Source organism: Alsobacter sp. KACC 23698, assembly GCF_045348435.1.
In the GTDB taxonomy this organism is placed as follows: domain Bacteria; phylum Pseudomonadota; class Alphaproteobacteria; order Rhizobiales; family Beijerinckiaceae; genus Alsobacter.
The window spans coordinates 4,557,918-4,580,301 of sequence record NZ_CP157484.1 but is presented as its reverse complement, the minus strand read 5'-3'; the positions used below and the strand labels follow the sequence as shown (position 1 = coordinate 4,580,301).

The following is a 22,384-nucleotide window of genomic DNA, read 5'->3' as shown; positions in this document are numbered from 1 at the left end:
CCGCCCCAGGGCGGCTGCCGCCTCAGCCATGCGCCCAGAGCAGCAGGGCGACGCCGCCGACGATCAGCCCCATGCCGACGATCTCCCGGGGGCTGGTCTGCTGAGCGAAGAGGCGGCGCGAGACGATCTGCGCGAAAAGGACCTCCACCAGCGCCAGCGTCCGCACATTCGCGGCGCTGGTGAGCGAGAAGCCGAGAAACCAGAACTGCGACGCGAACGCGCCCAGGAATCCGGCCAGGAGAGAGGGGCGCCACGCCCGGAAGCTCTTCAGCAAGGCCTGCCGGTCGAACGCGCCCAGCCAGAAAAACAGCAGCACGGTCTGGATCGCCAGCGACCACGCCAGCGTGCTGGTGGCCCGCAGCACGAAAGACCCCTCCGGCATCGCCAGGATCGCGCCGCGAAAGCCGATCGCCGACAGGGCGAAGAAGGCCCCCGACACGATGCCCATGGCGGCGGGTCGGAGCCCCGCGGCGCTCATTTTCGCGCCGCCCGGCTTCATCGCCATGAGGACCACGCCCGCAGTGGCGATGACGACGGCGAGAGCCGTGCCGAGGCCGAGATGGTCGCCCAACACCACGACCCCGAACAGGGCCACCTGGACGGGCTCGGTCTTGATGTAGGCGGTGGTCACCGCGAAGGAGCGTTCCTTCATGGCGGCGAGCATCAGCACGGTGGCCAGGATCTGCGTCACCGCGCCGGCCAGCACGAAGGCCAGGTAACGGCCGGTGGGCGCGGGGACCGGGTCGCCGCCGACCGCCACCACGACGAGCAGGAACAGCAGCGCGAACGGAAATCCATACAGGAAGCGCACCTGCGACGCGCCGACCGTGCCGAGCGTCTCGGTGAGGCTGCGCTGCATGGCGTTGCGGGCGGTCTGGGCCACCGAGGCGACCAGGGTGGTGGCGATCCAGAGAGAGTCCATCGATGCTGCGTCCCGCCGCTCCGGCCCTGTCGGACCGGGCCGGGACGGCGACGTCGCCCCCCGTCGCCCGATCGCGGCCACGATCGGCGGGTAGCACTCAGCGCAACTCTAGGCAAATCACGGGGGGCGCGGTACGACTTGCAACCGCATCGGGTGGTCCTGCGCGACCGCCGTGATCGCCAGAGCAAGCGGGCGGCCTCCTCGTCCGTGAGCACGCTTTTCCCTTGGCCTGTCCGACGCGCCAATGCGCCGGCTCGCGATCTGGAACGATCTGATGACACGAGTGACGCGTTGCGTATCAGTGGCCGGCCTCTCGGCGGCGGCTTTCCTCGGGTGGACGGCGGTGTCGCTGGCGGCGGCGCCCTATGTGGTCGCTGACGTGAACACGGGCCGCGTGCTGTTCTCCGAGGACGCCACGATGCCGTGGTATCCGGCGTCCGTCACCAAGCTGATGACCGTCTACGTCACGCTGAAGAAGATGCGCGAGGGGCGCATCTCGCTCGACACCGCGATCCCGATCTCCAGGCGCGCCACGGCGGTCCCGCCCTCCAAGAGCGGCGCGAGGCCGGGGCAGGAGATCACGCTCGAAAACGCGATGAAGATCCTGCTGGTCAAGTCGGCCAACGACATGGCCGTCGTCATCGCCGAGGGCGTGGGCGGCACCGTGGAGGACTTCGCCGAGATGATGAACCGCGAGGCGGCCAATCTCGGCATGCGGGAGAGCCACTTCGTCAATCCGAACGGCCTCTTCGCGGAGGGGCAGCAGACCTCCGCCCGCGACATGGCGGTGCTGGCCAGGGCGCTGCTGCTCGAGTTTCCTGAATATTCCAGCTTCTTCAACATCGGCGCCGTGAAGCTCGGCAACCGCGTGCTGAAGAACACCAATGGCCTTGTCGGGCGCTATCCGGGCATCGAAGGGATGAAGACGGGCTTCATCTGCCCGTCCGGCTTCAATCTCGTCGCGGTGGCGAGCCGCAACGGGCAGCGTCTGGTGGCGGTGGTGATGGGGGCGTCCTCCGGGACGGACCGGACGCTGAAAGCCGCCCAGTTCCTCGACAAGGGTTTCTCGGGCAGCTATGGCGGCCTGCTCGGCCTCGGCGGCGGCACGCTGCAGAGCCTGCCGGCCTCCTCGGTGGCGACGCCGCCCAACATGCGCGAGGACATCTGCGTGCACCGCAAGGGCGCCCCGGCGTCCGAGGAGGAGGCCGAGCCGCAGACCTCCGTGTCGCTTCCGGGCGGGAACGACGACGGCCGCACGGCTCCGCTCGCCGCCGCCGCCGTCAGCACGCCCAGCAGCGTGAGCGGCTCGGGCCCCCGGTCGCTGGGCCCGCGCATGGCCTTCGATCCCATCCCGGTCTATTTCGGCCGGTCGGAGAAGTCGGCGAGCGCCCCGGTGGCGGCCAACGCCGCCTTCACCCCTGTGATGGTCGCCAGGAAGCCGGTCGAGAAGGCGCCCCGGACGGCCGCCGCCAAGGCCGGCGCGCCCAAAACCGCCACGGCCTATACGGGCGAGACCGGCGACGCGCCCGCGAGCCCGATCAAGACCAATCCGGCGAATGTCGCGCCTCTCAAGGCGTCCGCGGCGACAAGCATCGGGCATGGGGCCAAGGGACGCGACGCCGTCAAGCACGGCGCCATCCAGCGGCGCGCGCCCCAGACGGCGGCCAGGGCCGAACCGAAGGCCGCCGACCTCAACGACCAGGCCGAGCCCTCGAAGGCGCTGACCACGCAGGGCAAGGCCGCCGCGGCGCCCATGCCGCAATCCGCCGCGACCCTGAAGGTCCATATCCGCGGTAAACGGACGGGCGCCAAGGCCGAGGCGTCCGGCGCCCACAAGACCGCGACCTTCGAGCCCGGCAAGCGCGGCGGCGCCGCCGCCAAGCCACCCGTGAAGCCTCCCGTGAAAGCGGCCTCGACCAAGCCGAAGAAAGCCGCTACGCCGGACTGATCGATCCGCCCGCCTTAGTCTCGTTCCCCGAAAGCCCTCTGCCGCATGAGCGCCCCCGTCTCCGCCGCAGGCGGCTTCACGCTCGCCCTCGGCGCCGCGGCGGCTTACGGGTTCAACATCACCTTCGCGCGCATCGCCGCCGGCGAGGGCGTGCAGGGGCCGGTGCTGGTGACCTATCGGGTCATCGTGATGCTGCTGGTCAGCATCGCGCTGGGGCTGGCGCTCCGCGAGAGCCTGCGGGTGGACCGCCGCTACTGGTCGTCCCTGCTCGTGCTGGGCCTGACGAGCGCCGGGGTGGGCGTCTGCTACCTGTCGTCGGTGGCCTTCATCCCGGTCACCGTCGCGGCGGTGCTGTTCTACACCTATCCGGTGATCATCGTTCTGGTCAGCCCGCTGGTGGAAAGGGGGCGGCTCTCGCCCGGGCTGCTGGGCGTCGCGTGCCTGGCCTTCCTGGGCGTGGTGCTGGTGCTGGGGCCGGCCTTCGACAGCCTCGATCCGCGCGGCGTCGCCCTGGCCCTGGGGGCGAGCGCGTCGGCCGTGATCCAGTTCTTCGTCGCCGCGCGCTGCGGCCCTGTGCCGACCGCGCCAAAGATCCTGTGGGTGCACGTGGTGTGCCTGCCGGCCGCGATGCTGGCCGCCGTCGCGACCGGCGGCATGCGGGGCCCGGAGATCCTGCTCGCCGCGCCCTGGGCGGTGACGCTCACCATCGGCGGCTTCGTGCTCGGCTTCGTCCTCCAGATGGCGGCGCTGGGCCGGGTCGGCGCGGTCGCGGGAGGGCTCGCCTTCTGCCTGGAGCCGGTCGTGGCCGCCGTCACCTCCGCGCTCGTGTTTGGCGAGCGGCTCGCGCCCGTCCAGTATGCGGGCGGCCTGCTGGTGGTGCTCGCCATCATGATCAATGTGGCGGCCAGCCACCGGCGCAGCCGACGCGTCGCGACCGCCTGAGGCCCCATGGCGAGAGAAGCCCGCATCCCCGTCACCGTGATCACCGGCTTCCTGGGCGCCGGCAAGACGACGCTGCTCAATCGCCTGCTGCGCGATCCCGCCCTGTCCGACACGGTGGTGATCGTCAACGAATTCGGCGAGATCGGCCTCGACCACCTGTTCGTCGAAACCGGGGACGAGGGCATGATCCTGCTCTCGTCGGGCTGCCTGTGCTGCACGGTGCGGGGCGACCTCGTGAATACGCTGGAGGATCTCGCCGCCAAGCGCGACGACGGCCGCATCGCGGCCTTCCGCAGGATCGCGATCGAAACCACGGGGCTGGCCGACCCCGCTCCCATCCTGCACGCCCTGATGTCGCATCCGACGCTGCTGTCGCGCTACGCGCTCGACGGCGTCGTCACGCTGGTGGACGCCGTGAACGGCCTAGCCACCCTGGACGCGCAGCCCGAGGCCGTGAAGCAGGCCGCGGTGGCGGACCGGATCGTGCTGACCAAGACGGATCTGGCTGCCGGCCACGCCGACGCGGACGTGGCGGCCCTGAGGCGTCGCCTCCGGCGGCTGAACCCCGGAGCGCCGTTGCTCGACGCCGCGGCGGGCGAAGCCACGGCGGCGGCCGTCATGGGCTCCGGCCCGTTCGATCCGTCGCGGAAGATCCCCGACGTGGCGGGCTGGCTGCATGAGGAGGCCTACCGGGACGGCCAGGCCCCCGGGGGGCAAGACCACTCCCATGGAGGCCAAGACCACGCCCATGACGCGCGCGACCAGGACGCCCACGACGTGAACCGCCACGACGCCTCGATCCGGGCGTTCAGCGTCACCTCCTCCACGCCGATCCCGATGGCGGCGCTGGACATGTTCCTGACGCTCCTGCCGTCGGCGCACGGCGCCAAGCTCCTGCGCATGAAGGGGATCGTCGACGTGGCCGAGCATCCCGGCCGTCCGGTGGTGATCCATGGCGTGCAGCACGTGGTCCATCCGCCCGTGATGCTGGAGCGCTGGCCGGATCAGGACCACCGCACCCGGCTGGTGTTCATCACCCGCGACCTCGACGAGAGCTTCGTGCGGCGGATGTGGGACGCGTTCAGCGGGGTCGTCGCCGTCGACACGCCGGACAGGGCGGCCCTGATGGATAATCCGCTCGCGCTAAGCCGCGGCGACGCCTGACCCGGTCAGGGCTTGCGCAAGACAAAGCGCAGCGTGTCGCCGTCGCGCTCGCTCGACAGCAGGGCCGCGCCCTCCTGCCGGGCCATGTGGGGAATATCGATCGCCGCCATCGGGTCCGTGGCCTCGACCATCAGCAGGCTCCCCGACGCCGCTTTCGCCAGCGCCTTGCGGGCGCGCAGCGCCGGCAGCGGGCATTTGAGGCCGCGCAGGTCGAGCTGCACCATCGGCGGCGGCGCGGAGGCGTGATCCATCGCGGCTGACTAGCACGCGGGGGCGCAGCGCCGGAAGCGGCTGAACGGCGATTTAACGGCTCCAGGCCATTCTGGCGCGATGCAAGCTCCCGCCGCCCCCTGGACCCCGCCGCTCGCCCACGACAGTGAGGCGCTCAGCGTCGTCGCGCTCGGGATGGACGAGGCGATACGGGCCGCGCAGGCGTGGAGCGACCTCGCTGGCCGGGCGCTCGAGCCCAACCCCTTCTTCGAAAGCGCCTTCGTGGGCCCCGCCGCGCGCCTGCTCGCCCGCGCAGGCGATCCCCATGTCGCGACGGCTTGGCGCGGAAGCCGGATGGTCGCGCTGCTGCCGCTCGCCACGCCGCGCTTCGGGCGGCTCGCGCCCACGCTGTCGGCGTGGACGCACGACCAGGCGGTGCTGGGCTCGCCCTTGCTGGACCCCGACGACGGCCGGGACGGTTTCCGGGCCATCCTGCACTGGCTGCGGCGCCGCAACCCCGCGGCGGGTGGATTGCTGCTGCCCTTCGTCGCCGAGGAGGGTGCGGCTGCGGCCGCCATCCGCGAGGCCTGCGGCCTGGACTTTCCCCTGTCGCGCCTCGACCCGCACCGGCGCGCCGCGCTGGTGGGAGGGGAAAGGTTCGAGGCGCTGCTGGATCGCGGCGTATCGGCGAAGAAGCGCAAGGAGTTCGGCCGGCTCCGCCGCAGGCTCGCGGAGGCGGGCGCCTTGCGGGTCTCCTCGGCCGAGACCCCGGCCGAGGTCGAGCGCGCCAGCGACGTCTTTCTGGCGATGGAGGCGAAAGGCTGGAAGGGCCGTAGCGGCACGGCGTTCGCCGCCAGCCCACGCGGGTCCGAGTTTCTGCGCGGCGTCACGCGGGGCTTGGCGGAGCAGGGCGCCTGCCGCATCGACGTGCTGCATGCCGGCGCGGCGCCGGTCGCGGCCGCGATCCTGCTGGGCGGGCGCCGGCGCGCGCTCTACTGGAAGACCGCCTATGACGAGAGCTTCGCGGCCTTCTCGCCCGGCGCGCTGCTGACGCTCGACGTCTCCCGGCGGCAGCTCGACGACGGCGTCGCTCTCACCGACAGCTGCGCCGTCGCCGATCACCCGATGATCGACCGGATCTGGCCCGACCGGATCGCCATGGCGGACTGGTGGATCGCGCTGCGGCCCACGGGCCCGGCGCTCCTGGCCATGCTGCGCGCCAGGCGGGCGGCGCGAAGCGTCGCCAAGACCGCGTTGCGGCGGCTGATCCGCTAGGCGCGGGCGCGCAATTCGCGGCGGATCACCTTGCCGGTGGTCGTGAGGGGCAGGTCCGGCACGAAGGCGATCTCACGCGGATATTCGTGCGCCGACAGCCGGTCGCGGACGAAGAGCTGGATCTCGTGGGCCAGGCCGGGCGAGCCCGCATGGCCGGGTTTCAGCACCACGAAGGCCTTCACGATCTCGGTGCGCAGCGCGTCCGGCTTGCCCACCGCGGCCGCATTGGCGACCGCGGGGTGGCGCAGGAGGCAGTCCTCGATCTCGGTCGGGCCGATCCGATAGCCGGCGGAGGTGATGACGTCGTCGTCGCGTCCCACGAAGCGCACATAGCCTTGCGCGTCGCACTCGCCTTGGTCGCCGGTCGTCATCCAGTCGCCGATGAACTTGTCCCGCGTGGCCTCCGGTCGGTTCCAGTAGCCCAGGAACATGACGGGGTCCGGCCGTTTCACGGCGATCTGGCCGAGTTCGCCCGGCTCGCAGCGCGAGCCGTCGGGGCGAATCACCGCGACGTCGTGGCCTGGAATGGCCTTGCCGATGGAGCCGGGCTTCACCACCCCGATGGCCGCGCAGGAGCCCAGCACGAGGTTGCACTCGGTCTGTCCATAGGCCTCGTTGATGGTGAGCCCCAGGGCGTCGCGGCCCCAGGCCAGCGTCTCCACGCCGAGCGCCTCGCCGGCCGAGGCGACGGTGCGCAGGTTCAGCCCCGGATAGCGCAGGCGCGGATTCTCCACCGCGCGGAGCATCCGCAGCGCCGTGGGCGGGACGAAGATGTTGCGGACCTTGTGCTCCGCCATGAGCCCATAGGCTTCGTCCGGGTCGAATTTCTCGAATTTGCGCGCCACGGTGGGCACGCCGAAATGCAGGGAGGGCAGGAGCCCGTTGAGCAGCCCGCCCGCCCAGGCCCAGTCAGCCGGCGTCCACATGACGTCCTGGGGCTGGGGGAAGAACTCGTGCACGAGCTGGAAGCAGGGCAGGTGGCCGAGCAGCACGCGGTGGCCATGCAGGGCGCCCTTCGGCGGCCCCGTCGTGCCGGACGTGTAGATCATCAGCGCCGGGTCGTCCGGCGTGGTGTCGAGGGGCGCGAACTCCGCGCCTTCCCGCGCCAGCGCCTCATGGAACCCGAGCGCCGGGCCGTCCGGGCCGTCGATCGAGACCAGCAGCGAGAGGCCGGGGAGCTGGTCCCGCAGCGGGGCGACCCTCGCGAGGCCGGCGGCGTTGGTGATCAGCGCCGACACGCCGGCGTCCGCCAGCCGGTAGGCGAGGGCGTCCGCGCCGAACAGCACGGCCAGCGGCAGCGCGATCGCGCCGAGCTTGTAGGCCGCCACATGCGACACGGCCACTTCGCTGGATTGGGGGAGCAGGATGCCGATCCGGTCCCCCGGGCCGACGCCGCGGCTGCGCAGCAGGTTGGCGAGGCGGTTCGAGGCGTCCCGCATCGCCCCGAAGGTCATGACGCGCGACGCGCCGCCGGGCGCGACGTCAATGATGGCCGGCCGGTCCGGCTGCGGCAGGGCCCAGCGGTCGCAGACATCCACGCCGATATTGTAGCGGGCCGGGATGTCCCAGCGGAATTCAGCCCTGAGCCGATCGAAATCACGCGAAGCAGACAGCATCATCATACGCCTGAGCCAAGCCGGCGCGGACGTTACGCGTTTTGCAGTGCAGCGAAAAGGCCTAGTCGATCTGGCGATCGGCGGGCGGGGGCAGGAAGACTTCGGTGAAGATGTCCTGCGGCTTCGGCTTGGACTTGAAGGTGAACGCCAGCGCGATCTGGTCGATCGCCCGCGCGAATCGGGCGGGGTCGATGCCGCCCCAGCCCTGCTCCTTCACCCAGGGCGTGAAGACGTTGCGGGCGAGCCCGAGCCGCAGCCGGTCCAGCTCCACCTCGCGCCGGGCCTGCTCGTTGCGGCGCAGCACGGCCTGGACGGCGGCCTCTGGATCGGTGGCGGCGTCCTGCATGCCGCGCACCAGGGCGCGGATGAAGCCCTGGACGGCGGCGGGATGCTGGGCGGCGAAGCCATTGTTCGCGATCAGGGCGTCGCCGTAGAGCTCCAGCCCGTAGTCGCTCATCGCCAGCACGATCAGGTCGTCGGCCGGGACCCCGCGGCTCTTCAGCGTCACCAGCGTCGAGACCGCCGAGCCGAACACGCCGTCGAGTTCGCCGGAGGCCAGCATGGGCTCGCGCACCGCCTGGCCGACGATCTCGATGCGGGCGCCGCGCGGCTCGATCCGGGTCAGCGCCTTGAAGACCGGCCACTGCGCCGCGGCCCCGTCGGCCGAGGAGGCGCCCAGAACCTTGCCGACCAGGCTGTTGGGGTCCGCGGTGACGCCCCGGCTCTTGCGACCGATGATCGCGAAGGGCGGGGCGTCCTGCATCATCAGCACGGCGGTGAGGTCGGTTCCGGGGTTCTCGTCGCGGTAGCGGATCAGCGTGTTCACGTCGCCCACGCCGAGCTGGTACGCGCCGGCCGCCAGCTTGGCCACGGTCTCGCGCGAGCCGCCGCCGGGCTCGATGGTCACGTCGAGGCCCTCGGCGCGGAAATAGCCCTTGTCCTCCGCCACCAGGAACGGCGCAGCCGACCCGTCGAATCGCCAGTCCAGCAGCACCCGGATCGGGACGGGCGTCTGGGCGACCGCCGGCGCGAGGACCCAGGCGTGCGCCATCAGGGCGAGCGCCGCCAGGACGAGAAGGGGCCCGGTTGCGCGACCGGCGGGCGACAGGGTCATAGCGACAGCCTCCATGGCGGCGGGCGGGACGCCCGTCGCTGCGGCAGGTCGGTGTTGCGTCCCCCCGATCATGCCGCCCTCGCGCGGTCCGCGTCCAGCCGCGATGCTGCGCGACCTGAACCAATGATGAAGGCGGCCCCGCCTCCCTTGACCTTCGCCGCAACGCCTCCCACCTGAGCAGCGGCGACCGGGCCCCTCTGGCGTGAGTTCAATCCTCCCGCGATGTCGGCGCCATCGTTGAAGCTTTCAACCATGGGCCCGTCATGCTCGAATTCCTGACCCTCACGGTCCTCGCCAAGCCTGTCTGGATGTGGCTCGTCTTCACGCTCGTCGTCGTCGCCCTCCTGGCCTTCGACCTCGGGGTGCTGCATCGCGGCTCCAAGGAGATCTCGGTGCGCGAGAGCCTGCTGCTCTCGGGCTTCTACATCCTGATGGGCGTCCTGTTCGGCGCCTGGGTGTGGTGGCAGATCTCTCCCCAGGCCGGCCTGGAGTACCTGACCGGGTATGTCATCGAGAAAAGCCTCTCGATGGACAACATCTTCGTCATCGCGATGATCTTCGGGTATTTCGGCGTGCCGCGCGCCTATCAGCACCGGGTGCTGTTCTGGGGCATCCTCGCGGTCATCCTGTTGCGCGGACTGATGATCGGCGTCGGCGCGGCCCTGGTGGCGCAGTTCTCCTGGGTGCTCTACGTCTTCGCCGCGTTCCTGGTCGCCACCGGCGTGAAGATGCTGATCGCCGCCGACAAGGCCTATGACGTCGAATCCAACCCATTGCTGAAGTTCATGCGCAAGCGCTTCCGCGTGACCGATCGGCTGCAGGGCGAGCGTTTCTTCGTGCGGGAGAAGGACCCGGCGACGGGCGCGCTCGTCACCAGCATGACGCCGCTCTTCCTGGTGCTGGTGCTTGTGAACGTCGCCGACGTGGTGTTCGCGGTGGACTCGGTGCCGGCCATCTTCGCGATCACGACCGACGTCTACCTCGTCTTCACCTCCAACATCTTCGCCATCCTGGGGCTGCGCGCGCTCTATTTCGCGCTTGCTGCCATGATCGACCGGTTCGCCTATCTCAAATACGCACTCGCGACGGTGCTGATCTTCATCGGGTCGAAGATCGTGGTCGCCGACATGCTGGGCGTCGCCAAGATCCCGCCCGCCGTCTCGCTGGGCGCCACCTTCGCGATCCTGGGGGCGGGCGTCGGGTGGTCGCTCTGGAAGACCCGGGCCGCGCCAGTCCTGGTCCGGGACGGGGCGGAGTGAGCGGGCGGGCTCAGACGGGCAGGAGCCCGTCCGTCTTGACCTCCTCCATGACGGCGTAGGTGCGGCTTTCCTTGACGCCCGGAAGCGACAGGAGCACGTCGCCGAGAAAGCGCCGGTAGGCGGGCATGTCAGCCACCCGCGTCTTGACCAGGTAGTCGAAGCCGCCCGCCACCATGTGGCATTCGAGCACTTCGGGCGAGCGCCTGACGGCTTCGGCGAAGCGCTCGAACACGTCGGGGGTCGTCTTGTCGAGGCTCACCTCGACGAAGACGAGCAGGCCCCGGCCGAGCTTCTGCGGATCGAGCGTCGCCCGAAAGCCGGTGACGTAGCGCTCGCGGAACAGGCGCTTCACCCGCTCGCTGGTCGCGGTCGGCGACAGGCCGATCCGGTCCGCCAGGTCCACCGTGGTGATGCGGCCGTCCTCCTGCAGGAGGGTCAGGATCTTTCGGTCGAGGCGGTCCAGATCGTCCATGTGCAATCCCCTATGAAACGCTCCGTTTGTAGCGGGATCATCGTGTCGTGTCCATCATACCTGTGTTTATGCGCCGCCTATCTTGATGTATGTTGGGCAAATCGCAGCCATTCCGGTCTGCGCCAGGATGTCCCGCATGACCGCCGTCGCCCCGTTTCGCGCGCCTTACTCCCCGGACGACGTGGCGATCGCCCGAAGCCTCCTCGCCACCGCGACCCTCGAGCCTGACGGCGAGGCCAGGATCGACGCGACCGCGACGCGGCTGGTCGAGGCGATCCGGTCGCGCAGCGGCGGCCTCGGCGGGGTGGAGGAGCTCCTGCGCGAATATTCGCTCTCCAGCCGCGAGGGCCTGGCCCTGATGGTGCTGGCCGAAGCGCTGCTGCGCGTGCCCGACGCGGCCACGGCGGACCTGCTGATCGAGGACAAGATTGGGCAGGGCGACTTCACCCACCGGCGCAGCCATTCGGACGCGCTGCTGGTGTCCGCCTCGTCCTGGGCGCTGGGGATCACGGCCCGGATCATCCAGCCGGGAGAGACGCCGGAGAGCATCCTGGGCTCGTTGGCCAAGCGCATCGGGGCCCCGGCGGTGCGCACCGCGACCCGGCAGGCCATGCGCGTCCTGGGCAGCCATTTCGTGCTCGGCCAATCGATCGGCGAGGCGCTCGGGCGGGCCCGGTCGGGCTCGGGCCGGCTGTTCCGCTACTCCTTCGACATGCTGGGCGAGGGCGCGCGCACGCAGGCCGACGCCACGCGCTACGCCAAGTCCTATGCGGACGCCATCGAGGCCATCGGCAAGGCGGCCGGCAACGAGCCGCTTCCCAACCGGCCCGGGATCTCGGTGAAGCTCTCGGCGCTGCACCCGCGCTACGAGGCGCTGTCGCGCGATCGCGTCATGGCCGAACTGGTCCCGGTGGTGATCGATCTCGCCCGGATGGCCAAGCGCTACGACCTCAACTTCACGGTCGACGCCGAGGAGGCGGACAGGCTCGAACTCTCGCTCGACGTGATCGCGGCCGTGTTGGCCGACGACGGACTCGCCGGCTGGGACGGCTTCGGCCTCGCCATCCAGGCCTACCAGAAGCGGGCGCCGCAGGCGATCGACTGGATCGCCGGCCTCGCCAGGGCGCATGGCCGGCGGCTCATGGTGCGGCTGGTGAAGGGCGCCTATTGGGACACGGAGGTGAAGCGCGCCCAGGAGCGCGGGCTGGACGACTACCCTGTCTTCACACGTAAGGCGATGACGGACCTGAACTACGTGGCCTGCGCCGACCGGCTGCTGGCTGCGCGGCCCGTGATCTATCCGCAATTCGCGACCCACAACGCGCTGACGGTGGCGACCATCCTGGAGCGCGCCGGAAGCGTCGACGGGTTCGAGTTCCAGCGCCTGCACGGCATGGGCGACGCGCTCTACCAGGACCTGATGGAGGCCACGCCCGGGCTCGCCTGCCGCACCTACGCGCCGGTCGGCGGGCACCGCGACCTGCTGGCCTATCTGGTGCGCCGGCTCCTGGAGAACGGGGCCAACTCGTCATTCGTCTCGGTCGCGGCCGACTCCGGCGTGCCGATCGAGGACCTGCTGCGCCGGCCCGCCGTCGTGATCGGGCGGCCCGAGGCGGCCCGCAATCCGCGTCTGCCCTTACCGAAGGACCTCTATGGGCCGGGGCGGCGCAACTCGCGCGGCGTCGAGCTCGGCCACGAGGCGAGCCTGAAGGCGCTGCTGGGCGAGATCCGGGCCGCATCGGCCCCCTCGGCCGCGGCGAGCCTGGTCGATGGGATCGTCCAGCCGGGGCCGTCGCGGCCCGTGCTGTCGCCCGTGGACGGCGCCACGGTCGTCGGGGTGGTCGCGGAGGCGGACGAAGCTGTCGCCGACCGGGCGGTGGAGGCGGCGCGCCGCGGCTTCCGGGCCTGGGAACGCACGCCCGCCGGCGATCGCGCCGCCGCCCTGGACAAGGCCGCCGACCTGCTGGAGAGCCGCCGCGGGCTTCTGCTCGGCCTCCTGCAGGCCGAGGCGGGCAAGACGCTGGACGACGCCGTCGCGGAGCTGCGCGAGGCGGTCGATTTCCTGCGCTATTACGCGGCGCAGGCCCGGGCGATCTTCGGCGAGGGCGAGGCGATGCCGGGACCGACCGGCGAGGACAACCGGCTGCTGCATCGCGGGCGGGGCGTCTTCGTGTGCATCAGCCCCTGGAACTTCCCGCTCGCCATCTTCCTCGGGCAGGTCTCGGCCGCGCTCGCGGCCGGAAACGCCGTCGTGGCCAAGCCGGCCGAACAGACGCCCCTCGTGGCGCATGAGGCCGTCCGGATCCTGCACGAGGCCGGGGTCCCGTCCACGGCGCTCCAGTTCGTCGCCGGCGACGGCCGCGTCGGGGCGCGCATCGTCGGTCATCCGCACGTGGCCGGCGTGGCCTTCACGGGCAGCACCGAGACGGCCCGCCGGATCAACCGCACGCTCGCCCAGAAGGACGGCCCGATCGCGCCGCTGATCGCCGAAACGGGCGGCGTCAACGCCATGGTGGTGGACGCCACGGCCCTGCCCGAGCAGGTGGCCGACGACGTGGTCACGTCGGCTTTCCGCTCCGCCGGGCAGCGCTGCTCGGCGCTGCGGCTCCTCTGCGTTCAGGAGGACGTGGCCGACAAGATGATCGAGATGATCGTCGGCGCGGCGCGCGAGCTCAAGCTGGGCGATCCGCGCGACCTCAGCGTCCAGATCGGCCCGGTCATCGACGCGGAGGCGAAGCAGCGGCTGGAGGCGCATATCGCCCGCCAGAAGAGCGCCTCGCGCGTCCATCTCGCCGCGGCCGCCCCAGAGCAGGGCTATTTCGTCGCTCCTCACGTCTTCGAGTTGGCTTCCCAGGCCGACCTCACGGAGGAGATCTTCGGGCCGGTGCTGCATGTCGTGCGCTGGAAGGCCGGCGCCCTGCCGGCCGTGCTCGACGCCATCGAGGCGACCGGTTACGGCCTGACGCTGGGGATTCATTCGCGCATCGACACGACGATCGAGCAGGTGCTCTCGCGCCTCGACGTCGGCAACTGCTACGTCAACCGCAACATGATCGGCGCGGTGGTGGGCACGCAACCCTTCGGCGGCTCCGGCCTGTCCGGCACGGGTCCCAAGGCCGGCGGTCCCAACTACCTGAAGCGGTTCGCCGTCGAGCAGACCGTGACGGTGAACACGGCGGCCGCGGGCGGCAACGCCAGCCTGATCGCGATGGGAGAATAGTCGGGCGCTTTCCAAAGCCGCGCTCTAGGATGGGCGCATGACGCCGATCGACCTTCCCTATCGCCCGAATGTCGGGATCGCGCTCTTCAACCGGGCCGGCCTCGTCTTCGCCGGCCGCTCGGTCTCCAGCGGACCCGAGAGGGTCGAGCGCGGCCGCGAGTGGCAGATGCCGCAGGGGGGCGTGGAGGACGGCGAGGAGATCGTGGCCGCGGCGCGTCGCGAGCTGGCGGAGGAGACCGGCGTCACCGAAACCGCCTTGCTGGCGGTGACGGACGATTGGCTGCGCTACGACTTCCCGCCCTATGCGGGGCCGCCGCACCGGCTCGCGGGCTTCCGCGGCCAGCAGCAGCGCTGGGTGGCCTTTCGCCTGGAAGGCGACGAACGCGCTATCGACGTGCTCGCCCCGCCGAACGGTGCGGAGCCGGAATTCACGGCCTGGGACTGGTTTCCGCTCGCCGAACTGCCCCGGCTGGTCGTGTCCTACAAGCGCGCCGTCTATGAACGCGTGGCCCGGGACTTCGCGCCGTTCGCGGCCGTCTCTCGTTATCCTGTGCGGCGCCGCTAGAGACGGAGCGCATGAAAAAGGGCCGCCGAAGCGACCCTTTGGTTCTGTCCACGCGAGGCGCGTTCAGTGCGCCGGATGCATCAGCGTCTCGCGAAGCGCCACGAGCTGGGCCAGCCGATCGGAGGCGGCGCGGCGCGCGTCTTCGCTGCCGGCCTTCTCGAAAGCCGCCTCGGCGGCCTTGATCTCGGCCGAGATCACCTCCTCGGTGACCTCCTCGACCGGGATGGCCTGCTCGGCCAGGATGGTGAGGCCGCGCGGAGACACTTCGGCGAAGCCACCGCGCACGAAGAGGCGCTGCACATTGTTCTGCGGGCCGGAGACCACGACCACGCCAGGGCGCAGCGTCGACATCAGGGGCGCATGGTCCTTCAGCACGCCGAAGTCGCCCTCGGAGCCCGGAACGACGACCTGCTCGACCTCGGCCGAGATCAGCAGCCGCTCGGGCGAGACGAGTTCGAACGGGAACGTGGCCATGGAAATCTCCAACCGGAACAGGCGAGCCCGGCGGCCAAGGCCGCCGGGTTGAAGTTGAGCATCATCTTTTCCGCCAACGGGTCTTCACCTGGCGGGATGATGCCTCGGAAGGCTTACGCGGCCTCGGCAGCCAGGCGCTGGGCCTTCTCGATCGCCTCCTCGATGGTGCCGACCATGTAGAAGGCGGCTTCCGGGAGGTGGTCGTACTTGCCTTCCACCAGGCCCTTGAAGCCCTTGATGGTGTCGGCCAGCGGCACGAGCTTGCCGGGCGCGCCGGTGAACACTTCGGCCACGAAGAAGGGCTGCGACAGGAAGCGCTCGACCTTGCGGGCGCGCGCCACCGTGGTCTTGTCCTCTTCGGACAGCTCGTCCATGCCCAGGATCGCAATGATGTCCTGCAGCGCCTTGTAGCGCTGGAGCACCTGCTGCACCTGGCGGGCCACCGCGTAATGATCCTCGCCGACGACGAGCGGCGAGAGCATGCGCGAGGTGGAGTCGAGCGGATCCACGGCCGGATAGATGCCCTTCTCGGCGATGGAGCGCGACAGCACGGTCGTGGCGTCGAGATGCGCGAAGGACGTGGCCGGAGCCGGGTCGGTCAGGTCGTCGGCCGGCACGTAGATCGCCTGCACGGACGTGATCGAGCCCTTGGTGGTGGTGGTGATGCGCTCCTGCAGGGCGCCCATGTCGGTCGCGAGCGTGGGCTGGTAGCCCACCGCCGACGGGATGCGGCCCAGAAGCGCCGACACCTCGGAGCCCGCCTGCGTGAAGCGGAAGATGTTATCGACGAAGAACAGCACGTCCTGGCCCTTGTCGCGGAAGTTCTCCGCGATGGTCAGGCCGGTCAGCGCCACGCGGGCGCGGGCGCCCGGGGGCTCGTTCATCTGGCCGAACACGAGGGCGCACTTGGAGCCTTCGCCGCCGCCCTTCTTGTTCACGCCGGACTCGATGAACTCATGGTAGAGATCGTTGCCCTCGCGGGTGCGCTCGCCGACGCCGGCGAACACCGAGAAGCCGCCGTGGGCCTTCGCGACGTTGTTGATCAGCTCCTGGATGAGCACGGTCTTGCCCACGCCCGCGCCGCCGAACAGGCCGATCTTGCCGCCCTTCGCGTAGGGAGCGAGCAGGTCCACGACCTTGATGCCCGTCTCGAGGATCTGCGCCTCGGTGGACTGCTCGGCGTAGCTCGGGGCCGGCGCATGGATCGGGCGAACGCCCTCGTTGGCGACCGGGCCGCACTCGTCGATCGGCTCGCCGATGACGTTGATGATGCGGCCGAGCGTGCCGTCGCCCACCGGAACCTGGATCGGCGAGCCGGTGTCGGTCACCGGCTGGCCGCGGACCAGACCCTCGGTCGTGTCCATCGAGATGCAGCGGACCGAGGATTCGCCGAGATGCTGGGCGACTTCGAGCACGAGGCGGGCGCCGTTGTTGGTGGTCTCGAGCGCGTTCAGGATCTCGGGCAGATGTCCGTCGAACTGGACGTCGACGACCGCGCCGATCACCTGGGTGACGTGTCCCGTCGCGACGCCTGCCTGGAAGGTGGTGGCCATGGTTTCAGTCCTTAGGTCTGGCGAGCGCTCGCGCGCCCGGGGTCTGGCTCAGAGCGCTTCCGCGCCCGAGATGATTTCGATGAGTTCCTTGGTGATCATCGCCTGACGAGTCCTGTTGTAGGTCATCGTCTGCTTCTTGATCATCTCGCCGGCGTTGCGGGTCGCGCTGTCCATGGCGCTCATCTGCGCGCCATAGAAGGAGGCCTGGTTCTCCAGCAGCGCCCGCAGCACCTGCACGGAGATGTTCTGCGGCAGCAGCGTCGCCAGGATCTGGCTCTCTTCCGGCTCGTATTCGTAGGCCGCCAGCGAGGCTGAGCCCGGCGCCTGGGCCTGGATCTCGGCCGGAATGATCTGCTGCGCGGTCGGAACCTGGGCGATCACCGACTGGAAGCGCGAGAAGAAGATCGTGGCGACGTCGAACTCGCCCGCCTCGAACAGCTCGATCACCTTCTTGCCGATCATGTCGGCGTGCTCGTAGCCCAGCGTCCGGACGGCGCGCAGGTCGACGAAGTCGATGATCTGCTTGGCGAATTGGCGGCGAAGGATGTCGTAGCCCTTCTTGCCCACGCAGAGGATCTTGACCGTCTTGCCCTGCGCCTGGAGCGACAGGATCCGCTCGCGCGCAAGCCGCGCGATGGAGGAGTTGAACGCGCCGGCGAGCCCGCGCTCGCCGGTGCAGACGACGAGCAGGTGCACGTCGTCGCGGCCGGTGCCCGCCAGGAGCGCCGGAGCGCCGCTGCCGGACACGCCCGCCGCCACATTGGCCAGAACGGCGGACATGCGCTCCGCGAAGGGGCGCGCGGCCTCGGCCGACGTCTGGGCGCGGCGGAGCTTGGCCGCCGCGACCATCTGCATGGCCTTGGTGATCTTCTGCGTCGCCTTCACGGAGGCGATGCGATTGCGCAGGTCCTTCAGCGACGCCATGGTCCGCCCTTCCTCGCGTTCAGATCAGGCGAACGACTTGGCGAAGGCGTCGACGACGTCCTTCAGTTTCTTGGCGCTGTCGTCCGACAGGTCCTTGGAGGTGCGGATCGCATCCATCAGGTCCTTGTGGTTGGCGTGCAGCGAGCTGAGCAGGCCGTCCTGGAAGGCGCGGACGCGGTTCACGGGCAGCTGGTCGAGGTAGCCGTTCACGCCGGCGTAGATCACCGCGACCTGCTCTTCCATCTGCAGCGGCGAGAACTGCGGCTGCTTCAGGAGCTCGGTCAGGCGGGCGCCGCGGTTCAGCAGGCGCTGCGTGGTGGCGTCGAGATCGCCGCCGAACTGCGCGAAGGCCGCCATCTCGCGGTACTGCGCGAGCTCGCCCTTGATCTTGCCGGCGACCTTTTTCATCGCCTTGGTCTGGGCCGAGGAGCCCACGCGCGACACCGAGAGGCCGACGTTCACGGCCGGGCGGATGCCCTGGTAGAACAGGTCGGTCTCCAGGAAGATCTGGCCGTCCGTAATCGAGATCACGTTGGTCGGGATGTAGGCCGACACGTCGTTGGCCTGCGTCTCGATGACCGGGAGAGCCGTCAGCGAACCCGAACCCTGGTCCTTGTTCAGCTTGGCGGCGCGCTCGAGCAGACGCGAATGCAGGTAGAACACGTCGCCAGGATACGCCTCGCGGCCCGGCGGACGGCGCAGCAGCAGCGACATCTGGCGGTAGGCGACGGCCTGCTTGGACAGGTCGTCATAGATGATCACGGCGTGCATGCCGTTGTCGCGGAAATACTCGCCCATGGTGCAGCCGGTGAACGGCGCCAGGAACTGCATCGGGGCCGGGTCAGAGGCCGTGGCCGCCACGATGATCGAGTACTCCAGAGCGCCCTGCTCCTCGAGCACCTTCACGAACTGCGCGACGGTGGAGCGCTTCTGTCCGATGGCGACGTAGACGCAGTAGAGCTTCTGGCTCTCGTCGCCCGACTGGTTGATCGCCTTCTGGTTGAGGATCGTGTCGAGCGCGATCGCGGTCTTGCCGGTCTGGCGATCGCCGATGATCAGCTCGCGCTGGCCGCGGCCGATCGGGATCAGGGCGTCCACGGCCTTGAGGCCGGTGGCCATGGGCTCGTGCACCGACTGGCGCGGGATGATGCCGGGCGCCTTCACGTCGACGCGCATGCGCTTGTCGGCGACGATCGGGCCCTTGCCGTCGATGGGATTGCCGAGCGCGTCGACGACGCGGCCGAGCAGGCCCTTGCCGACGGGGGCGTCCACGATGGCGCCGGTGCGCTTGACCGTCTGGCCTTCCTTGATGTCGCGGTCGGAGCCGAAGATCACGATGCCGACATTGTCGGTCTCGAGGTTCAGCGCCATGCCGCGCACGCCGTTCTCGAACTCGACCATCTCGCCCGCCTGGACGTTGTCGAGCCCGTACGCGCGGGCGATGCCGTCACCGACGGACAGAACCTGCCCGACCTCGGTGACCTCTGCCTCGGAGCCGAAATTCTTGATCTGCTCCTTGAGGATCGCGGAGATTTCTGCGGCGCGGATATCCATCAGCCGACCTCTTTCATCGCAGTACGAATGCCGTTGAGTTTCGTGCGCAGGGAAGCATCGACCATCTTGGAGCCGAGCTTCACGACGATGCCGCCGATGATCGCGGGGTCGACCTTCACGTCGACCTCGACCTTCTCACCGGCCACATCCTTCAGGGCCTGCTTGATGTCGCCCAACACCTTCTCGGAAGGCTGCTCGGCGACGGTGACTTGCGCGCGGACGACGCCCTTCTGCTGGTCCGCCAAAGTGCGGTAGGCGCGCACCATGTCGTGGACCGCGAACAGGCGGCGCTTGGCCGCGACCAGCTTCAGGAAGTTGGCCGTGAGGCCCGTGATCCCGATCTGCGCCAGGATCGGGCCCATGGCCTTCTCCTGGTCTTCGGCCGAGAACACCGGGCTGCGCACGAAGCGCTCCATGTCGGCGTTCTGGGCGATGAGGGCGTCGAACCGGTCGAGGTCGCCGCCGACGGCGTCGATCGCGTTCGCCTCCTGGGCGAGTTCGAACAGCGCGGCCGCGTAGCGGCCGGCCACACCGGAAACGATCGTGTTCTCTTGAGCCACCGGCCGTCTCTCATCTGTCCCGACGCTTCGCGCCACGGACCTGCGCGCGAGAAATCGGCGAAGGACAAAGCGGGGCGCCACGTCTGGAGTGGAACGGACCCGCGCTCGACATGTCGCGCTGCGCGCAACCCCGTCTCGACGCCGGTCCGAAAGGCGCGCGTGAACTAGCATGATGATCCGGGGCGTGCAACCCGACGAGCGTCCCGGCGGCGCGCGACTTTTGGGGAGGGCGGGCGCCCGGCCAAGCTTCACCGGACGCCAAGGATCAAGTATCAGCTCACCACCGTGTCGAAGTTGCGATTCAAGTCGCGTCTGGGCGCGCTGACCGCGAAGGACATGAAAGCGGTCGAAAGAGCGGTCCTGACGCAACTTGGCCTGCCGCTCTGAACCGGCCTGAGCCCTCACAAGAAGCTCATGGGGTCCACGTCCACCTGCACGCGCGTGTTGCCGGTGATCTTGGGACCGGCCGACAGCCAGCCGCGCAGCCAGTCCTGCATGGGAAACTCGCGCGCGGTCTTGACCAGCATCCGGAAGCGGTGCCGGCCGCGCACCACGGCGATCGGCGCTTCGGCTGGGCCGAGCACGATGACGTCCGGGTGGCCCGGCACGCAGCGCGCCAGAGCCCTGGCGTGTCCTTCGGCGGCGGCGCGGTCCGCGGCCGACACCACCACGGCGGCGAGCCGGCCGAAGGGCGGCAGGCCGGCGGCGCGCCGCATCGCGATCTCCTCGCGGTAGAACCGTTCGGCGTCGCCCGACAGGAGCGCCCGCATGACGGGGTGGTCCGGCTGGAAGGTCTGCAGCAGCGCGCGTCCCGCCGTGTCGCCGCGGCCGGCGCGGCCGGTGACCTGCTGCAGCACCTGGAAGGTGCGCTCGCCCGCCCGAGGGTCTCCCGAGGCGAGACCGAGATCGGCGTCCACCACCCCGACCAGCGACAGCTTGGGGAAATTGTGCCCCTTGGCGACGAGTTGCGTGCCGACGACGATCTGGAAGTCGCCGGCCGCCACGGCCTCGAGCTCGCGCTTCAGCCGCTCCGTCCCGCCCGGAAAGTCCGACGACAACACGAGCGAGCGGGCCTGCGGGAAGGCCTCGGCCACCTCCTCGGCGAGCCGCTCCACGCCGGGTCCGCAGGCCGCGAGGCTGTCGACCGCGCCGCATTCCGGGCAGGCGTCGGGCCGGCGCTCGACATGGCCGCAATGGTGGCAGACCAGCGCGCGGCGGAAGCGGTGCTCGACCAGCCAGGCCGTGCAGTTCGGGCATTGGAAGCGGTGGCCGCAGGCGTTGCACAGCGTCAGCGGGGCGTAGCCGCGGCGGTTGAGATAGAGCAGCGTCTGCTCGCCGCGCTCCACCGTCTCCCGCACGGCGGCGACGAGGCGCGGCGAGAGCCAGCGGCCGCGCGCCGGTCCGTCGCGGCGCATGTCGACAGCGGCCAGATCGGGCATCGCCCTGCCGCCGAAGCGGCCCGGCAGGCGCAGGTGCCGGTAGCGGCCCTGCTCGGCGTTGACCCGGCTCTCGATGGAGGGGGTTGCGGACGCCAGCACCACGGGCGCGCCCTCGATCCGGCCGCGCACCACGGCCATGTCGCGGGCGTGGTAATGCACGCCGTCCTCCTGCTTGTAGGCGTGCTCGTGCTCCTCGTCGACGATCACGAGACCCAGCGCGCAGAAGGGCAGGAACAGGGCTGAGCGCGCCCCGGCGACCACCAGCGCCTCCCCGGACGCGACGGCGGCGTGGGTGCGCTCCCGCCGTCGTCCGGCCACGCCGGAGTGCCACTCGGCCGGCCGGACGCCGAAGCGCGCCTCGAATCGGGCGAGGAACTGCGCCGTCAGGGCGATCTCGGGCAACATGATGAGGGATTGCCGTCCGGCCCGGATGGCGGCGGCGACGGCTTCGAAATAGACCTCGGTCTTGCCCGATCCGGTCACGCCCTCCAGCAGCGTCACCGAGAACGAGGCCGACCGCACCGCCTCGCCGAGGGCCTCGGCCGCCTCCTGCTGGGTGGGCTCGAGGCTCGTATGGGCATGGTCCGGATCCGGCGTGGGCGCGATCGGGGGCGGCGGGACGCCGACCGTCTCCAGCGTGCCCTCGTCGATGAGGCCGTCCAGCACGCCGACGCTCACGCCGGCGGCCTCGGCGAGCTCGCGCTTGGGCGTGACCGCGCCCTTCTGGGCCACGGCGATGACCCGGGCGCGGGCGGGCGTCATCCGGGCGGGCGGCGGGCCCGCCAGCCGCACGCCGGTCAGCATGCGCTCGGGCGGGTCGCCCTCGGGCGCGCGGAGCGCCATCCTGAGCACCATGCCGCGCGGCGCCAGCGTGTAGCGGGCGACCCAGTCGACGAAGCGGCGATGCGCCTCGGTCAGGGCCGGTCCCGGCATGCGGGCGGTCACCGCCTTCAGGTTGGACCCGGACGCGCCGCGGCGCAGCTCCCACACCACCCCGATCGTCTCACGCGGGCCGAAGGGCGCCTGCACGACCGCGCCCGTCTCCAGCTCCATGCCGGGCGGCACCACATAGGAGTAGGTCTGGTCGAGCGCCACGGGCGTCAGCACCTCGGCGATGAGGGCGCCGCTGGCCTGGAGATCCGGGGAGCTTTGCGGAGGCGCCGACATGCCGGA

General features: G+C 70.3%; 18 protein-coding genes. 7 read left to right on the top strand and 11 right to left on the bottom strand.

Going from position 1 to position 22,384, the window contains the following annotated elements:
* Nucleotides 1-22: 22 nt before the first annotated feature.
* Nucleotides 23-922, bottom strand: coding sequence for a DMT family transporter (locus ABEG18_RS21800; protein WP_406855142.1), 900 nt, complete (start codon nucleotides 920-922; stop codon nucleotides 23-25).
* A 274-nt stretch (nucleotides 923-1,196) separates the two neighbouring features.
* Between ABEG18_RS21800 and ABEG18_RS21795 the strand changes: the two genes are divergently transcribed.
* From ABEG18_RS21795 to ABEG18_RS21785, 3 genes are read left to right on the top strand one after another with little or no spacing between them, the layout of a single operon-like run.
* Complete coding sequence (locus tag ABEG18_RS21795) at nucleotides 1,197-2,870, top strand: serine hydrolase (RefSeq protein WP_406855141.1); 1,674 nt, start codon at nucleotides 1,197-1,199, stop codon at nucleotides 2,868-2,870.
* Between the two features lie 45 nt (nucleotides 2,871-2,915).
* Nucleotides 2,916-3,812 carry a DMT family transporter gene (locus ABEG18_RS21790; RefSeq protein ID WP_406855140.1) on the top strand — a complete coding sequence of 299 codons (897 nt, stop codon included), beginning with the start codon at nucleotides 2,916-2,918 and terminating at the stop codon, nucleotides 3,810-3,812.
* A 6-nt stretch (nucleotides 3,813-3,818) separates the two neighbouring features.
* Complete coding sequence (locus ABEG18_RS21785) at nucleotides 3,819-4,976, top strand: CobW family GTP-binding protein (protein ID WP_406855139.1); 1,158 nt, start codon at nucleotides 3,819-3,821, stop codon at nucleotides 4,974-4,976.
* Between the two features lie 5 nt (nucleotides 4,977-4,981).
* On the opposite strand, the gene ABEG18_RS21780 is transcribed toward ABEG18_RS21785, so the two are convergent.
* Entirely contained in the window at nucleotides 4,982-5,227 is a 246-nt protein-coding gene (locus ABEG18_RS21780; protein ID WP_406855138.1) for a sulfurtransferase TusA family protein, read from the bottom strand.
* A 79-nt stretch (nucleotides 5,228-5,306) separates the two neighbouring features.
* Here ABEG18_RS21780 and ABEG18_RS21775 point away from each other — a divergent pair, with 79 nt between their 5' ends.
* Nucleotides 5,307-6,461, top strand: coding sequence for a GNAT family N-acetyltransferase (locus ABEG18_RS21775; RefSeq protein WP_406855137.1), 1,155 nt, complete (start codon nucleotides 5,307-5,309; stop codon nucleotides 6,459-6,461).
* Here the strand turns inward: ABEG18_RS21775 and ABEG18_RS21770 are convergent.
* On the bottom strand, nucleotides 6,458-8,077 hold the full coding sequence (locus tag ABEG18_RS21770; RefSeq protein ID WP_406855136.1) for an acyl-CoA synthetase: 1,620 nt from the start codon (nucleotides 8,075-8,077) through the stop codon (nucleotides 6,458-6,460). The two genes, ABEG18_RS21775 and ABEG18_RS21770, sit on opposite strands and share 4 nt — an antisense overlap.
* Before the next feature lie 61 nt (nucleotides 8,078-8,138).
* Nucleotides 8,139-9,191 carry an ABC transporter substrate-binding protein gene (locus tag ABEG18_RS21765; RefSeq protein ID WP_406855135.1) on the bottom strand — a complete coding sequence of 351 codons (1,053 nt, stop codon included), beginning with the start codon at nucleotides 9,189-9,191 and terminating at the stop codon, nucleotides 8,139-8,141.
* Between the two features lie 263 nt (nucleotides 9,192-9,454).
* Here ABEG18_RS21765 and ABEG18_RS21760 point away from each other — a divergent pair, with 263 nt between their 5' ends.
* The gene (locus tag ABEG18_RS21760) at nucleotides 9,455-10,450 is read left to right on the top strand and encodes a TerC family protein (RefSeq protein WP_406855134.1); all 996 of its coding nucleotides are present in this window, start codon (nucleotides 9,455-9,457) and stop codon (nucleotides 10,448-10,450) included.
* A gap of 10 nt (nucleotides 10,451-10,460) precedes the next feature.
* Here the strand turns inward: ABEG18_RS21760 and ABEG18_RS21755 are convergent, their stop codons facing one another.
* On the bottom strand, nucleotides 10,461-10,922 hold the full coding sequence (locus ABEG18_RS21755; protein ID WP_406855133.1) for an Lrp/AsnC ligand binding domain-containing protein: 462 nt from the start codon (nucleotides 10,920-10,922) through the stop codon (nucleotides 10,461-10,463).
* Between the two features lie 136 nt (nucleotides 10,923-11,058).
* Between ABEG18_RS21755 and putA the strand changes: the two genes are divergently transcribed.
* Both putA and ABEG18_RS21745 read left to right on the top strand, forming a co-directional pair.
* Nucleotides 11,059-14,142 (top strand): bifunctional proline dehydrogenase/L-glutamate gamma-semialdehyde dehydrogenase PutA, encoded by a 3,084-nt coding sequence (gene putA, locus ABEG18_RS21750; RefSeq protein WP_406855132.1) that lies wholly within the window; start codon nucleotides 11,059-11,061, stop codon nucleotides 14,140-14,142.
* 37 nt (nucleotides 14,143-14,179) lie between these two features.
* Nucleotides 14,180-14,707 (top strand): RNA pyrophosphohydrolase, encoded by a 528-nt coding sequence (locus tag ABEG18_RS21745; protein WP_406855131.1) that lies wholly within the window; start codon nucleotides 14,180-14,182, stop codon nucleotides 14,705-14,707.
* 63 nt (nucleotides 14,708-14,770) lie between these two features.
* Here ABEG18_RS21745 and ABEG18_RS21740 read toward each other — a convergent pair whose 3' ends face one another.
* The 6 genes from ABEG18_RS21740 to ABEG18_RS21715 all read right to left on the bottom strand — a co-directional run bounded on the left by ABEG18_RS21740 (nucleotide 14,771) and on the right by ABEG18_RS21715 (nucleotide 22,378).
* Nucleotides 14,771-15,181: a F0F1 ATP synthase subunit epsilon gene (locus ABEG18_RS21740; protein WP_406855130.1), complete on the bottom strand. Its 411-nt coding sequence runs from the start codon at nucleotides 15,179-15,181 to the stop codon at nucleotides 14,771-14,773.
* Between the two features lie 113 nt (nucleotides 15,182-15,294).
* A complete protein-coding gene (gene atpD / locus ABEG18_RS21735) occupies nucleotides 15,295-16,734 on the bottom strand; it encodes a F0F1 ATP synthase subunit beta (RefSeq protein ID WP_406855129.1) in 1,440 nt (479 codons plus the stop codon).
* Nucleotides 16,735-16,782: 48 nt separating this feature from the next.
* Nucleotides 16,783-17,658: a F0F1 ATP synthase subunit gamma gene (locus ABEG18_RS21730; protein ID WP_406855128.1), complete on the bottom strand. Its 876-nt coding sequence runs from the start codon at nucleotides 17,656-17,658 to the stop codon at nucleotides 16,783-16,785.
* A gap of 24 nt (nucleotides 17,659-17,682) precedes the next feature.
* A complete protein-coding gene (atpA, locus tag ABEG18_RS21725) occupies nucleotides 17,683-19,212 on the bottom strand; it encodes a F0F1 ATP synthase subunit alpha (protein WP_406855127.1) in 1,530 nt (509 codons plus the stop codon).
* A complete protein-coding gene (locus ABEG18_RS21720; protein WP_406855126.1) occupies nucleotides 19,212-19,772 on the bottom strand; it encodes a F0F1 ATP synthase subunit delta in 561 nt (186 codons plus the stop codon). Before ABEG18_RS21720 ends, atpA begins: the two co-directional genes overlap by 1 nt.
* A gap of 401 nt (nucleotides 19,773-20,173) precedes the next feature.
* Nucleotides 20,174-22,378 (bottom strand): primosomal protein N', encoded by a 2,205-nt coding sequence (locus ABEG18_RS21715; RefSeq protein ID WP_406855125.1) that lies wholly within the window; start codon nucleotides 22,376-22,378, stop codon nucleotides 20,174-20,176.
* Nucleotides 22,379-22,384: the final 6 nt, after the last annotated feature.